Consider the following 15,061-nt stretch of genomic DNA (forward strand, 5'->3'; position numbering starts at 1 on the left):
GCATATTCCTTTCGTGCGGAGAATCATGGATGTGAGGCGAGAGAGGGAGGGCAGGCTTCCGAGTAAGGAACATGAGAAATGCAGAGGCTCATTTCTTTGCCGGGGCGTTGTCTGTTCCCGTCGTCTTTTCCTTCACCCATTCATAGCCTTCCAGCGTCCTGTCCCTGGTCCATTCATAGCCGGACACCACGCTTTCTTTCACGTCGTTGCCCAGGGCGCGGGCGGTATCGGCCGTGTCGTTGCTGCTCCGGCTGTGCACCTGCGTGGACACGGGATTGCCCGCCGCATCGTAGCTGACCACGCTGCTCGTGGTTTTCGTGGCGCATGAGGCAAGGCAGAAAAGGGAGAGGCAGAGGAGAGGAATATGTTTCATGGCGGCTCCCTGTATCCCGGCGGGCCGGGAGTAGTGTTGCGGGAAAGGAAGGGGCTTGTGCGGGACAGGCCGGGCTTTCCCCGGCCCGTCCGTGAAAGGCATGCTAAATGCCGGACTTGGTAAGCTCGATGAACTGCTTGGCCGCGCGGGGGCTGCGCCCGCCGTTGCGCGTGGCATGGGCCTCGGCGCGGATATCGAGCTGCTCTCTGGGCATGTCGATACCGTACTGTTCGGCCAGCTTGTGCACGATATCAAGGTAGCGGTCCTTGTCGGGCCGGAAGAAGGTGACGGTGAGGCCGAAGCGGGCGGAAAGGGACATGAGCTCCTGCCGCGTGTCGCCTTCATGCAGGTCGTTGCCGGTGCGGTCTTCCCAGCTTTCCTTGATGAGGTGGCGGCGGTTGCTCGTGGCGTACACGGCGAAATTGCCGCTGTGCCCGTTCACGCTCCCCTCCAGTATGGCCTTGAGCGCCGCAAAGTCGTTGTCGTTGCTGCTGAAGCTCAAATCGTCGATGAACAGGATGAACTTGAGCGGATTGCGGGAAAGCGCTTCCGTGATTTCCGGAATCTGGTAGAGCTGATTTTTCTTTACTTCCACAAGGCGCAGGCCCCGGTTCCAGTAGGCGTTGACAACGGCCTTCACCGTGCTGCTCTTGCCCGTGCCCGCGTCGCCGTACAGAAGCACGTTGTTCACCGGCCTGCCGTCGAGCAGCGCTTCGGTGTTGGCAATGACTTTGGCGCGTTCCCGTTCGTAGCCGGGGAGCTGCTCCAGAGTCTGCGGGTCGGGGTGGCGCACGGGAATAAGTTCCCCGTCTTTCACCGTGAACATGCGGTAGCGTGCGAACATGCCGTAGCCTGTAATGTGGATGCCCGCGATACGTTCATGATAGGCTGCGGCGAAATCGAGCGCGCTCGTCTTCCAGCGGGGCAGGAAGCCCGCGTAGGCCAGGCGGCCGCGTATGGCTTCGCCGTTGAAGGTGGAAAGCTCCTGGAGAAACTTGAGTTCATGCTCCAGACATTCGGCAAGGCACGGGGAGACGGGCTCCGTGCCGCAGCTTGCGCGCATGTAGATGTTTTCATCTTCCAGAAGCAGATTGAGCAGGTAGGCGCTCCAGTCGTCGCCGTGGGCAAACAGCGCGGCGGCAAAGGCGCAGTAGGCCTCCACCCCGGCCGGAGTGTCGGCCACATCGGTATCGAGCAGGACCTGAAGGCGGGCAACCGCCGGGTCGGAAAGAATGTTGCGGAAAACGACGAGACTGCGGAGCTTGACACTGTAAAGAGGCAGGAAATTCATGAAAGGCCACCTTCAAAAAGTTTGGGTAAGTATAGGCCGACGGCACACGGCATGCAAGCGCGGAAAATCCCCGCTCTTGCACCGGGGTAAAGGCTGTGGCACAAGCAGAACAGACGGGGGAAGATCCCTTCCTCCAGTATGAGGCGCGGGCCCGTCCCTGCCTGTTCCCGCCGTGCGGAGTCCGGGAACAGGCGTCCCCGGACCCTTTGCCGCCGGGAACAGGCGTTTTTCGCAGGAGAGGAGCGCGGCTTCCATACCCGGGCAGCGCGTCCCCACGGGCGTGCTCCGGGCCCCATGGGCAGCGCTCAGGCCGCACGGGGTTGTTCCCCGGGAATCTGCAAAAGGAGAAAAGGCGATGAAGATAACGGTGCTGGACGGCAAAACTTTGCAGGCGGGCATACCTTTCCCGTGGCCCGTGGACGGAGAGGATGAGTGGACATGCTTTGAGAGTTCCTCCCCTGACGAGGTGCGGGAACGCGCCGTTGGCGCGGAAATTCTTGTCATCAACAAAATCGTGATGGATGCCGCCCTGATGGATGCGCTGCCCGGGCTTCGCTGCATAGCCGTGACGGCGGCGGGCACCAACGTGGTGGATTCCCGCGCCGCCGGGGAGCGGGGCATCGTGGTGTGCAACACCCCGGCCTACGGCACCGACGCCGTGGCCCAGCATGTGTTCGCCCTGCTTCTGGAACTGTGCCGCCGCACAAGCCTGCACGATGAAAGTGTGCGCCGGGGCGACTGGGGCCGCGCGGGCGATTTCTGCTACTGCCTCACCCCGCAGGTGGAGCTTACGGGCAAAACCTTCGGCGTGTTCGGCTACGGCAACCTGGGCAGGCGCGTGGCGGAAATAGCCCACGCCTTCGGCATGAAGGTCGCGGCCTGCGCCCACAGGTCCGTGCCTGCGCCGGGCTACGAGCCTTTTTCCTTTGTCTCGAAAGAGGAGCTTTTCCGCCAGTCGGACGTTCTTTCCCTGCATTGTCCCCTCACGGAGGAGACCCGCGGCCTGGTGTGCCGGGAGACGCTGGACATGATGAAGCCCGGCTCCGTCGTCATAAATACTTCGCGCGGGCCCGTGGTATGCGGAGCCGACGTGGCCGATGCCCTGCGTTCGGGCCGCCTCGGCGGCTTTGCGGCGGACGTTTTGGAGCAGGAGCCGCCCTCCATGGACGATCCGCTCCTTTCCGCCCCGAACAGCCTCATCACCCCGCACCTTGCCTGGATGACGGACGGAGCGCGGCGGAACATCGTTTCCATCACTCTGGAAAATATTCGGCGTTACAAGGCAGGCGACCCGCAGAACGTGGTCAATAAGGAATGGCTGCGCCGGGGCTAGCCGCGCCCGGCTGAAGAAAAACAGGCGCGGCGCGTTTTCTGTTTTTGGGCAGGCGTTCCGGGGAGCCGGAGGCGGAAGGCTTGCCCGGCGGGGCCCCGGCATTTCCGCCGGGAGTCTTCAGCTGCGGGCTTTGGAGCGCGCTTTCTTCTGCCGTGCCGTAAAAAAGGCCGCATGACGCGGCCTTTTTCATGGGCGGAAGGTTCCGCGGCAGGGCAGGAAAACGGCGTTTTCCCCTGCGGGGAAGAGCTCCTTCAAAGCCCGGCGGCGGATTCCGCCGCGCGGCTTTCCTTGGGATCAGTTCCCGTCGTCCTCTTCCTCGTCGAGCACTGCGTCGGTGACGAAATCGAAGGCCACGCGCTCGATGGGGGCTTCGGGTTCATAGGCGAGCATGTCGGCCAGGAAATTTTCCGGCAGTTCCCTGTTCTTTTCCCGGGCTTCCACAATGAGGGCGTTCATGCGGTCGGTATAGGCGCGGATGAGGCGGAAGACTTCGGCTACCACAGGGCTTGCGGGCGCGGGCTCGTTTTCCTCTCCGCCGCCGCAGCTGGAGTGTTCCTCTTCGACGGAATCGTCGTAGGCGTCGAGGGCGGCGTTGATTTCCAGTTCGGAAAGGGCGGCGAATTCGGGAAGGGTCTTGATCGTGTTCATGAAAAAAACCTTGGGTTCGGGTTATGTTCGGGGTGAGGGGAGAACCTTTTGCGGCCTATTCCCGGGGTTGGCTGAGAAGTTTTACGGGGTTCAGCATCTCCACCATGCGCTTGTGCGGGATTTTCGCCTGGCGCAGGGCGAGGTGCAGGTCGGTGGTGGTGTAGATATCGCGCAGTATTACGGGGCTCCCGGCGCCTTCCCCTTCCGGGAATATGGCGAGCAGCGGGATGCTGGCGCTGTTCAAGGCGCGCAGAAGCTTCTGATGCGATTCGTTTTTGAACGTCATGTCCACCTTCACGGCGGTGAGGGAATACTGATCCATGATGGGCAGGAGATTGGGCGCGGCGAGGGTGGTGCGTTCCAGCACCTTGCAGGTGGGGCACCAGTCGGCCGTGAATTCCACGATCATGGCCTTTTTTCCCAGGTCCTCGCGGAAGCTTTCCTCGGCAAATTCCACCCAGGGCACGATTTCCTTCTGCGCAGGCAAAAAGGCCCAGAAGCCGGAAAGGAAAATGGCTCCGAAAGCGAAGGCTCCCAGGAACATGCGCCTTGTGATGGAGCCGCGCAGGCTACCCCAGCGGCCCCATATCCATGCCGTGATGGAGGCCACAAGCAGGGTGATGAGCGTCTTGACGTGCAGCGCCGGGGGCAGAAGGGAGAAAAGATAAATGGCCGTGCCCATGAGCATGAAGCCGAGAATCCGTTCCAGCACGCTGAGCCACGCCCCGGGTCGGGGCAGAAAACGCACCAGGCGGGGGTAGCAGGCGAGCGCCACATAGGGCGCGGCCATGCCCACGCCCGTGGCCGCAAATATAGTCATGAGCACGGGCAGGGGCTTGGTGATGCCCCAGGCCAGCACGCCGCCGAGAAGCGGGCCGCTGCACGGCGTGGCCAGAAGCGTGGTGAACATGCCGGTGCTGAAGGCCTGCATGCGCGGGGAGGAGCTGTGATGGGTCTGAAGGTCGAGCACGGGCAGGTGGAACACGTCGAACATGGAAAGGCCCATGCAGAACACGATGAGCAGCATGAGGAATATGACTTCGCTGCTCTGGAAAAGCTGGCCCCACAAGATGCCGGTGAGCCCGGAAATGACGGCGAGCAGCGTGAACCACGCCACGATGCCTGCGGCAAAGAATATGGTGTGCTCGCGTATGCTCCTGCGGCGCTCCTCAAAGCTCTCCTCCTGGTCGAGCAGTACGGAGAATTTCATGGTGAGCACGGGAAGCACGCAGGGCATGAAGTTCAGAAGAAGCCCTGCGAGCAGGCCGAGGCCCACGGCTCTCGGCCAGCCGTCGATCTGGAAGCTCCCCTCCAGGTGCTGGGGCGTGAAGGACCAGCCTTCCGGCTTCGTGCGTGAGGCGGCGGAGGGCAGGGGCACGGCGGGCGCAGCGTTCAGCTTGGTTCTTTTCTGGAACACGGAGGTGGGCGCGTCCGGCAGAAGGTCGGCGTGCCTTTCGGCGGCCGGCTTCCTGGGAATTTCGGGGACGGCGGGCACTTCCGGCGGCACGGATTCCTCCCCGCAGCAGGCGGGGCTTTCGAGGAATTTCGGGAACCAGCTCTGCTGCGCCGCATTCTGAAGTTCCGCCGGAGCGGTGGGCAGAAGGATGCGCGTATGCACGGGCCGGCAGTGCTGGTCGGAACAGGCGAGCAGGGAGATATCCAGCGTCACGGCTCGGGATTCCGCTTCCCGGAACACAAGAAATACGGGGACTGTCCCGTGATAAAGATAGCTTTTTCCCCCGGAAGGCAGGGAAGATTCGGCGCCTGGAAGATAGTGGATCTGTACCTTGCCCGGCGCGAGGGGCTCCCCGTCCGCCAGCACCGTCACGGTAAAGGGTATACCTTCGTCCCCATTTTCATGGGCGTAGGTGTGGTAGCCCGGCTGGGGCATGAGCCACAGTACCGCCATGGAGGTGTTCTTCTCCAACGGGGGAGTGAGGGTTCTGCCGTCTACGGCGGAGAGTTTGGCCCATTCCGTATGGAAGCGGTAGGGCAGGTCCGACGCCGCAGAAGCGGCCTTTCCGCCTGAAAAGACGAAGAAAAGAGCCAGCAGCAGGCCGAAGGGGAATATGAAGCGCGACATCCTTTTCATGGGAAGGCACGCTAAACTTTTTTCCCGGAAAAGGCAAAATTTTTCTTGACGGGGAGGCCCTGCGCGGCTATGACTGTTTCTGCGCTTCATGCACTGGGTCACTAGCTCAATTGGTAGAGCAGTTGACTCTTAATCAATTGGTTCGGAGTTCGAGTCTCCGGTGACCCACCAGTCGCAAAATCGCCCCTTGCATCCGTGCAGGGGGCTTTTTTGATTTCCGGGCCCGGCGTTGCCGGTGCCGGGAGGCATGAAGGCGCGGGCCGCCTTTTCTGCGGCCGCTGCCCTTGACGCGGGTGCGCGGAAGGGCGGGCGGCAAAGGCGGCCCCGGCAGAGGGGCGCGAAAGCGCAAAAGGAGAATTCCTTCCAGAGGTCGCCATGAAAAGCCAGGTATTTCTGAACAAGGTGCGGGATCTGCTGCCCTGGTCGCAGACCCATACCGGGGAAGCGCCGGCCCGGATTCTTTCCGTGGACGCCGGCCCGTTTGAACCGAGAGCATTTGCCGTCATTGACGTTTTTTCCCTTGATGAGCTGAAGAAGCTCCTTTCCCTTGCCGCTTCCTGCGGCGTCTCGCTGACCTTCCGGGGCAGCGGCACATCCCTGAGCGGCCAGAGCGTGGCCGAAGATGTTGCCCTGCGCTTCAGAGGCCCCGCCTGGCGCGGCCTCGATATCCTTGACGAAGGCCGCCTCGTGCGCGCCCGCGCGGGCATGAGGGGCGGAGAAATCAACGCCGCCCTTGCCCCCTACGGCCGTTTCATCGCCTCCGATCCTTCCTCCATCGCCTCCGCCACCATAGGCGGCATGGCGGCCAACAACGCCGCCGGGCTCGGCTGCACGGTGGAGAACAATATCTATCATTCCCTGCGCGGCATGGCCTTCATGCTGGCCGACGGAACCTTCGTGGATACGGAAGACGCCGGAAGCGTGCGCGCCTTCCGCGCCTCCCACGCCGCGCTTCTGGAGGGCCTGCGCGCCCTTCGCGGGCGTATTCTCTCCTCCCCCGCTCTTGCGGAAAAGGTGCGGCGCAAATACCGCATACGCAATACCTGCGGCTACAGCCTGAACGCTCTTTGCGATTTTGAAGACCCGCTCGACATGCTCGAGCATCTTCTCATCGGTTCGGAAGGCACGCTGGGCTTCATTTTTTCCGTGACTCTGGAAACGCTCCCCCTCCTGAAGGAACGCGCCACGGCCATGGCGCTTTTCTCCTCCATGGACGACGCCATGGACGCCGTGCTCGCCATGCGCTCCGGCCTCGGCCTCTACGCCGGGGAGTTCCTGGACGATATTTCCCTGCGATGCCTCTCGAAGCTCCCGGGATTTCCGCAGGAATTCTGTCCCGAGGGGGAAAGTTCGGACAACTGCGCGCTGCTGGTGGAAACCCGCGCGGGGGACGGCGCCGGGCTTTTCGAGCGCATACGGGCTATCGACGATATCATCCGGGCGAAAAAGCCCCTGGCCAAGCTCGGCTTCGTGACGGAGGGCGCGGAGTGCGAAAAGCTCTGGGATATACGCCGCGCCCTGTTCCCCGCCCTTGCGGGTACGCGCCTGCCCGAGGAATACGCCTATGTGGAGGATTACTGCGTGCCGCCCGAGCGCCTGCCTGAGGCCAGCCGGGGCCTTGTGCGCATCCTTCAGGAGCTGGGCTGTGCCCGTACCGGCGTGAACGGCCATGCCATGCACGGCAACCTGCACTGCACCCTGCCGCTCAGGCTGAACGAGGCGGGCGACGTGGCAAAGCTCGGTGAGTTCGTGGAGAGGGCGGCGGAGCTCATTCTCGGGCTCGGCGGAGCGCTCAAGGCCGAACACGGCACGGGCCGGGCCGTGGCCTCCTTTGTCCGTCGCGAATGGGGTGATGAGCTGTACGGCGTCATGCTGGAGCTGAAGGCCCTTCTGGATCCGGCGGGCATATTGAACCGGGGCTGCCTTCTGAACGACAGCCCCCGCTGCCATGTGGAACATCTGAAGTCGGCGGGCGTCGTGGGCGGGGGCGTAGATCTCTGCGTGGACTGCGGCTTCTGCGAAGCGGTGTGTCCTTCCGCGAAAACGGGGCTCAGCCCGCGCCAGCGCATTTATGCCCTGAGGGCCATGGCAGGCATGGAAGAGAAGGGTGAGAGGGAGCGCCTCGCATCGTGGCGGGACTTCTTCCGCACCATGGGGCTGGACCTTTGCGCCACGGACGGGCTCTGTTCCGCGCGCTGCCCCCTGGGGCTGGACGTGGCGGGCTTCATGCGCGCCCTGCGCCATGAGGAGCTGAGCGACAGGGAGAAAAAGGCCGCCGCCTTCGTGCGCAGGCACATGGCCCCGGTGACGCGAGCCGTTTCCCTGGGCCTTTCGGCAGCGCATGCGCTGCACGGAGCTCTGGGGCACGAAAGGGCGGAGAAAAGCGGCAACCTGGCGAAAAAGCTCACGGGCATGACTGTGCCCGACCTCAGAGAGGTGCGCCTCACGGGCGGAAGCGCCGTGCCCGCGCCCCATGTTTCGGGCCGGGAAAAGGTGGTCTATTTCCCCTCCTGCGCGGTACGTTCCATGGGCTACAGCGGCGATTCCGGCCGCAGAATCGACCCGCTCATGGACGTGGCCCTGCGCCTTCTGGACAAGGCCGGCTACGACGCCGTGATCCCCGCCCATGTGGAGCAGCTCTGCTGCGGCAAGGCCTTTGAAACCAAGGGTATGAAGGAAGAAGCCGAGGCGAGCGCGAAGGCTCTGGATGCGGCGCTCCGGGAAGCCTCGGAAGGGGGCCGCTGGCCTGTGATGTGCGACACGAGCCCCTGCCTTGCCCGCATGAAAAAGACGTTGGACGGCAGCCTTTCGCTCTACGAGCCTGTGGAGTTCACCCTGCGTTTTCTTGTCGACAGGCTGGAGTTTCGGAAAAGGCGCGGCTGCGTGGCCGTGCATGCCACCTGCTCCACACGGGCCATGGGCCTTGTGGAGGAGCTTTGCCGTGTGGCGCGGCTCTGCGCCGAGGAAGTGGTGCTGCCCGAGGGCATCTTCTGCTGCGGCTTTTCCGGGGACAAGGGCTTTACCCGCCCGGAACTCAACGCCGCCGCCCTTGAGGGGCTGAAGGATCAGATCGCCTCCTGCGAGGAGGGATTCAGCACCTCCCGTACCTGCGAGGTGGGGCTGACGAAGCACGGCAAAAAGCCCTACCGCAACATCCTCTACCTTATCGACGAATGTTCTTCTGCTCGAAAGTAAGCCATGTCCGCGCGCGGCGCTCTTGACAGCGCCGCGTTGCGGCCGATAAGCATTTTCCATATATGCCCGGCGCCCCTGGAGGGCGCGGAAGAAAGGACGGCCCGGGGCCGCGGATATTCCACAGGTGAAACGATGGATAACAGTTCAGATCAGAAATATGAGGTCATGGAGGCGCAAGAGGTCGCCGCTTCCATGGAAGAACAGGAAAGGGCGCAGGCCCTGGTGGAGGAAAAGGAAACGGAATCACGCACAAGGCGCTTCCACGGCTTTTTTTCCCGCGTGATCGCCGTGATCTGCGTGGCGTTTTCCCTGTTCCAGCTCTATGCCTCCGTGTTCGGGGCCATGGATGCCATGAAGCTGCGTTCCTTCCACATTATTTTCCTTCTGGTGCTCGCCGCCTTCATGTATCCTGCGCTGCGCCGCGAAAAGCGCGACAGGGCCCTTCCCACCCTCTGGGATGCGGTGTGCGTGGGCGCGGTCTTCTACGCCTTCGGCTACCTCATCCTTCATTACGACGACATTGCCATGGGCGGCGGCTGGTTCACCACGCAGGATTATGTGGTGGCCGGCATAGGTGTGCTTGTGGCCTTTGAGTGCGCGCGCCGCGTGGTGCCCAATCTCGCCGTGCTCGCCCTGGCCTTTTTGGCCTACGCCTTTTTGGGGAAATACCTGCCCGGGGCCTTCGGACATGTGGGCTTTTCCCTCACCCGCGTGATGGATCACATGTTCTGGGGCAGCCAGGGCCTGCTCGGCGTGGGCGTCGGTGTTTCGGCCACCTACGTCTTCCTCTTCGTGCTCTTCGGCGCTTTTCTGCGCATCAGCGGCTTCAGCGAATTCATCAACGATCTCGCCCTCACCCTGGTGGGCCGCAGCGCGGGCGGGCCCGCCAAGGTTTCCGTCATTGCCAGCGCCCTCATGGGCATGATCAACGGCAGCGCCCTCGCCAACGTGGCTACCACGGGCGCAATCACCATCCCGCTCATGAAAAAGACGGGCTACAAGGCGGAGTTCGCCGGGGCCGTGGAAGCCGTGGCCAGCACGGGCGGGCAGTTCGCCCCGCCCATCATGGGCGCGGTGGGCTTCATCATGGCGGAATTTCTCGGCGTGAGCTACACCAAAGTCATGCTCGCGGCGGCCATTCCCGCCTTCCTCTATTATCTCGGGCTCATCATGGCCGTGCATTTCGAGGCCAGGAAGCTCGGCCTCAAGGGCCTTTCCAGGGAATACATTCCCGACGCCGTGCAGGTCATAAAAAAGCGCGGCCACCTCATCATCCCCCTCGTGGTGCTCATGGCCGTCATGTTCATGGGCTATACCCCGCTTTTCGCCGCAGCCCTCGCCATATTCGCCACCGTGGCCGCTTCCTGGCTCTCCAAAGATACGCGCATGGGCTTAAGGCGCATCATCCAGGCCCTTGAGGAAGGCGCGAAGGGAGCCGTGGGCGTGGGCGTTTCCTGCGTCATCATCGGCATCATCATAGGTTCCGTGTCCCTCACCGGGCTCGGCCTCACCTTCGGCTTCCAGGTGCTCAAGTATGTGGGCGAAGGGCAGCTCTACCTCGGCGGCGTGTTCGTCATGGTCATGAGCACCATTCTCGGCATGGGCGTGCCGGGAGTTGCGGCCTACGTCATCGTGGCGGCCGTGGCCGTGCCCGTGCTCACCGGCGTCGGCGTGCAGCCCATGGCGGCCCACATGTTCTGCCTTTTCTACGCCTGCCTTTCCAACATCACGCCCCCGGTGGCCATGTCTTCCTATGTGGCTGCGGGCATCGCCCATTCCAACGAGACGAAGACCTCCCTCATCGCCGTGAGGCTCGGCCTTTCCGGCTTCATCCTGCCGTTCTTCTTCCTCAATAATCCGCTGCTGCTCTACAGCTCCGACAATCCGGCCCTGGCCACGGTGTGGGCCTTCATTACCGCGAGCTTCGGCGTGTGCGCCCTGGCCGTGGGCCTGGAGCGCTGGCTCTTCGGCCCCTGCTCATGGCTGCAGAGCCTCCTGTTCATCGCGGGCGCGGTGCTCACCATCGACCCGGGACTTTCCACCGACGCCATAGGCATAGCCGTCATCCTTGCGGCGGCGGCGCTGAACCGGCGCTCCACCGCCGCCTTCCGCGCGGGAGAAAAGGCCGTTCCCGCCGACTGACGCCGGGCAGGCGCGCCCCGGGCGATGTTCCGCCCATGCATCCCTGCACAACCATGCTTTCCCTCCCCGCTCCTCCTTTTTCTGGGAGGGGCGGGGCAACCCCAACAGGCTCAGGAGTGAGTTATGTACGGTAAAGTCCTTCTTTCCATGATGGCCGCCGTGTCCATGGTCTTCGGCGCCATGGACGCTTCCGCCGCCGACCGCGCGCCCGTGACTATCAGCATCCCCACGGCCGCCACCACCAGCACGCTTTATCCCATAGGCGCGGCCCTCGGCAACCTGTGGAGCACCAAGCTCCCTTATGTGAAGGCCAGCGTACAGTCTTCCAAGGGCGGCGTGCAGAACCTCCAGCTTCTCAGCATGAAGGACGCCCAGGTTTCCTTCGCCATTACCAGCATCACCTATCAGGCCATGAAGGGGCTGGACAAGTTCAAGGGCCATGAATATCCCGACGTGCGCATCATCGCGGGCCTCTATTACAACCCCAACCAGGTCATTGCCCGCGCCGACAGCAACGTGTCCTCCCTCAAGGACTTCAAGGGGAAGGTCTTCGCGCCGGGCGTCGCCGGCGGCACCACCATCGGCGAAACGCAGGTGCACTTCAAGGCTGCGGGGCTTGCCTATCCCGGCGATATCAAGGCCCAGTATGTCGGCCCCGCCGAAGCGGGCGACCTCATGCGCAACAAGCAGCTTGACGGTACCTGGATCATGGCCGGGCTCCCCAATGCCGGCGTTTCCGAAATGTGCGCCACCGCCGACGGTCGCCTTGTAAACATCGACGACGCCACCTTCGCCGCCCTCAGCAAGGAGTACCCCTGGTACGCCAAGTTCCAGATTCCCGCCGGAACCTATCCCGACCAGAATGAGGCCGTGCAGACCACTGCCGTGAAGATGGTCCTCATCACCGACGCATCCCTGCCCGAAGACGTGATCTACGACATTACCAAGTGCTTCTGGGAAAATCAGGACATTGTGAAGAATTCCCACGCCGTCATGAAGGAGATCACCCTTGAGGGCGCCGTCACCGACCTCGCCGGCATCCCCCTGCATCCCGGTGCGGCGAAGTATTATAAGGAAGTGGGCGTGCTGAAATAGGCCTCTTTTTCCGCAGGGTTCCGGGCCGCCTTTGCCGAAGGGCAGGGCGGCCTTTTTGCGTGCGGGCCCTCCCCGGAAAACGGCTCCCGCACCTTTTTTCGGGGAGGGAAGGGCCGCGGCTTTCCGGGAGTGTCCTCTGCGAAAAAGGTTCCCCGCACGCTTCCTTTCCCGACTCGGGCAGGGGGAGGCGCGTGCCGTTGTCTCCGGAAGCGGCGGCGCCGCAGCGCAGTCTTGCCCGCGAGGGGGATTGCCTCCGTGGCCTTGCGCAGCCCAAGCCGATGCGGCGCTCCTCCCGCGCGGGGCGTGTGCGATCCCGGCTTAGCGCGGGAGGCAGGGAGGGGAGCTTCGGGGAGGGAAAAGCCTTGCGTCCGGGGCGAATGCGGGGGAGTTTCTGTCGGAGAGGGAAGGGCCAGGCAAAGCTTGCCTCCTTCGTCCGGGAGCCGGGGAAAGGCCGTGCGGGCCGGGGCTTTACAAAGCGTGAGAATCTTTCTACAAGAAAGTTTCTTCCGCGTTCGGCCCGCGCCGGGGTGGGCGGGGAAGAGCAATGTATGCCTGAAAAGCCGGGTTCCCGGCATGATTTTCCGCTTAGGCGGTGCAACGTCAACCATGGGCGCTTTCCGCCCGTGAGGTTTTGCCATGGCTAAGAACAATAAAGTGATCCTTGCGTATTCCGGCGGGCTCGATACTTCCGTCATCCTCAAGTGGCTCATCGTGGAGCACGGCTATGAGGTTATCACCGTCACCGCCGACCTCGGCCAGGAAGACGACCTGGACGGCGTGGAACCCAAGGCCCTGAAGACCGGCGCGACCAAGGCTTATATCGAAGACCTGCGCGACGAGTTCGCAAGCGATTACATCTACCCCATGCTGCGTTCCGGCGCCACCTACGAAGGGCGCTACCTCATGGGCACTTCCATCGCCCGTCCGCTCATCTCCAAGCGCCTTGTGGAAATCGCCCGCAAGGAAGGTGCGGTGGCTATCGCCCACGGCGCCACCGGCAAGGGCAACGACCAGGTGCGCTTTGAGCTTTCCATCAACGCCCTTGCTCCCGACCTGCAGATCATCGCCCCCTGGCGCGAATGGGATCTCATGAGCCGCACCGCGCTCACCGCCTTTGCCGAAAAGCACGGCATCCCGGTTAATTCCTCCAACAAGCACTACAGCATGGACCGCAACATGCTGCACTGTTCCTTTGAAGGCAGCGAACTGGAAGATCCGTGGGAAGAACCCGGCCCGAACAGCTACATTATGGCCGTACCGGTGGAACAGGCTCCCAACGAACCGGAATACATCACCATCGGCTATGAGAAGGGCGACGCCGTCACCCTGAACGGCGAACGCCTCACCCCCCGTGAAATGGTGGTGGCCCTGAACAAGATCGCCGGCAAGCACGGCATCGGCCGCCTCGACATGGTGGAAAACCGCTTCGTGGGCATGAAGAGCCGCGGCGTGTACGAAACTCCCGGCGGCACCGTGCTGCACATTGCCCATAAGGACCTTGAAGGCATCTGCCTCGACAGAGAAGCCCTCGCCACCCGCGAGACCATCATCCCCCGCTATGCGGCAGCCGTGTACAACGGCTTCTGGTTCTCTCCCGAGCGCGAAGCCATGCAGGCCCTCATCGACCAGATGCAGCGCGGCGTGACCGGCGAAGTGCGCCTGAAGCTCTACAAGGGCAATGCCTGGCCCGTGGGCCGCTACTCCCCCCACAGCCTCTACTGCCAGGATCTCGCCACCTTTGAGGAATGTGCCACCTATGATCATAAGGACGCTGCGGGCTTCATCCGCCTGCAGGGCCTGCGCATCCGCGGCTATGCCGACCGCGTGAGCCGCTTTCTGAAGTAATCCAGGCCCGGGAAAAGCCCGGGGCCGCGTCTCGCGCCCGCGGCCGCCTTCCCTGGCCGGAAGGCAGCCGCGGGCCTTTCTTGTTTTCGCCTTACCGGGCGCACAGCGCCCGCAAACACCCGGAGTTACCATGTCCGACAAGCCTTGGGGCGGCCGCTTCAAAGAAAGCACCAGCCTTGCCGTGGAAGCCTACACGGAGTCCATTTCTTTCGACAGCGCGCTCTACGCGCAGGATATCGCCGGTTCCCAGGCCCATGCGCGCATGCTGGGCAGGCAGGGCGTCATCAGCGCCGAAGAGGCCGACAGGCTTATCGAAGGCCTCGACCAGGTGAAGCGGGAAATCGAGGAAGGTTCCTTCCCCTGGAAGCAGGAACTGGAAGACGTGCACATGAACATTGAAACCCGCCTCACCCAGATCGTGGGCGAGGTGGGCAAGAAGCTGCACACCGGCCGCAGCCGCAACGACCAGGTCTGCCTCGACTTCCGTCTTTTCGTTTCCGATCAGCTGCGCGAATGGATGCGCCTTGTGCGCGCCCTTGTGCGCGTGTTCGTGCGCCGTGCGGAAGAAAACCGCGACGTGCTTCTGCCCGGCTGCACCCACATGCAGCCCGCCCAGCCCGTGAGCCTTGCCCAGCATCTTCTGGCCTATGCCTGGATGCTCAGGCGCGACGCCGAACGCATGGCCGACTGCGAGCGCCGCGTGCGCGTAAGCCCCCTGGGGGCCGCCGCCCTCGCAGGTACCACCTATGCCCTGAACCCGGCCATGGTGGCCGAGGAACTCGGCATGTACGGCGCCTTCGACAACAGCATGGACGCCGTGGCCGACCGCGACTTCGCCCTGGAGGCACTTTTCTGCGGCAGCGTGTGCATGGGCCACCTTTCCCGTTTCTGCGAAGAGATCATCTGGTGGGCCAACCCGCTCTTCGGCTATATTACCCTTTCGGACAAACACTCCACCGGCTCTTCCATCATGCCGCAGAAGAAGAATCCCGACGTCGCAGAAATCATGCGCGGCAAGACCGGTCGCGTGTACGGCAATCTTTTCAA

At 63.2% G+C, this 15,061-nt stretch carries 10 protein-coding genes and 1 tRNA gene; 7 read left to right on the forward strand and 4 right to left on the reverse strand.

Translation table 11 applies throughout. The annotated features are described in order from the left end of the window. Positions 1–88 precede the first annotated feature (88 nt). Both K8W16_RS03900 and K8W16_RS03905 read right to left on the reverse strand, forming a co-directional pair. Positions 89–373: a hypothetical protein gene (locus K8W16_RS03900; RefSeq protein WP_304121310.1), complete on the reverse strand. Its 285-nt coding sequence runs from the start codon at positions 371–373 to the stop codon at positions 89–91. A 103-nt stretch (positions 374–476) separates the two neighbouring features. Next, complete coding sequence (locus K8W16_RS03905) at positions 477–1,664, reverse strand: ATP-binding protein (RefSeq protein ID WP_304121312.1); 1,188 nt, start codon at positions 1,662–1,664, stop codon at positions 477–479. A gap of 355 nt (positions 1,665–2,019) precedes the next feature. Between K8W16_RS03905 and K8W16_RS03910 the strand changes: the two genes are divergently transcribed. After that, positions 2,020–2,997, forward strand: coding sequence for a D-2-hydroxyacid dehydrogenase (locus tag K8W16_RS03910; RefSeq protein ID WP_304121314.1), 978 nt, complete (start codon positions 2,020–2,022; stop codon positions 2,995–2,997). A 294-nt stretch (positions 2,998–3,291) separates the two neighbouring features. Here K8W16_RS03910 and K8W16_RS03915 read toward each other — a convergent pair whose 3' ends face one another. Together K8W16_RS03915 and K8W16_RS03920 are read right to left on the reverse strand one after the other, a co-directional pair. Further along, positions 3,292–3,645, reverse strand: coding sequence for a hypothetical protein (locus K8W16_RS03915; protein ID WP_304121316.1), 354 nt, complete (start codon positions 3,643–3,645; stop codon positions 3,292–3,294). 55 nt (positions 3,646–3,700) lie between these two features. Further along, complete coding sequence (locus K8W16_RS03920; RefSeq protein WP_304121318.1) at positions 3,701–5,728, reverse strand: cytochrome c biogenesis protein CcdA; 2,028 nt, start codon at positions 5,726–5,728, stop codon at positions 3,701–3,703. A 104-nt stretch (positions 5,729–5,832) separates the two neighbouring features. Between K8W16_RS03920 and K8W16_RS03925 the strand changes: the two genes are divergently transcribed. The 6 genes from K8W16_RS03925 to argH form a co-directional block, all read left to right on the forward strand. Further along, a tRNA-Lys gene (locus K8W16_RS03925) sits at positions 5,833–5,908 on the forward strand. A gap of 204 nt (positions 5,909–6,112) precedes the next feature. Further along, positions 6,113–8,932: an FAD-binding and (Fe-S)-binding domain-containing protein gene (locus tag K8W16_RS03930; RefSeq protein WP_304121320.1), complete on the forward strand. Its 2,820-nt coding sequence runs from the start codon at positions 6,113–6,115 to the stop codon at positions 8,930–8,932. Between the two features lie 132 nt (positions 8,933–9,064). Next, a complete protein-coding gene (locus tag K8W16_RS03935) occupies positions 9,065–11,074 on the forward strand; it encodes a TRAP transporter fused permease subunit (RefSeq protein WP_304121322.1) in 2,010 nt (669 codons plus the stop codon). Between the two features lie 123 nt (positions 11,075–11,197). Next, positions 11,198–12,169: a TAXI family TRAP transporter solute-binding subunit gene (locus K8W16_RS03940; RefSeq protein ID WP_304121324.1), complete on the forward strand. Its 972-nt coding sequence runs from the start codon at positions 11,198–11,200 to the stop codon at positions 12,167–12,169. 636 nt (positions 12,170–12,805) lie between these two features. Then, entirely contained in the window at positions 12,806–14,014 is a 1,209-nt protein-coding gene (locus K8W16_RS03945; RefSeq protein ID WP_304121327.1) for an argininosuccinate synthase, read from the forward strand. Positions 14,015–14,144: 130 nt separating this feature from the next. Beyond that, on the forward strand, positions 14,145–15,061 hold a 917-nt coding region (gene argH, locus K8W16_RS03950), incomplete at its 3' end, for an argininosuccinate lyase (RefSeq protein WP_304121329.1).

The sequence above is a fragment of the Mailhella massiliensis genome (assembly GCF_020741395.1).
Lineage (GTDB): Bacteria > Desulfobacterota > Desulfovibrionia > Desulfovibrionales > Desulfovibrionaceae > Mailhella > Mailhella massiliensis_A.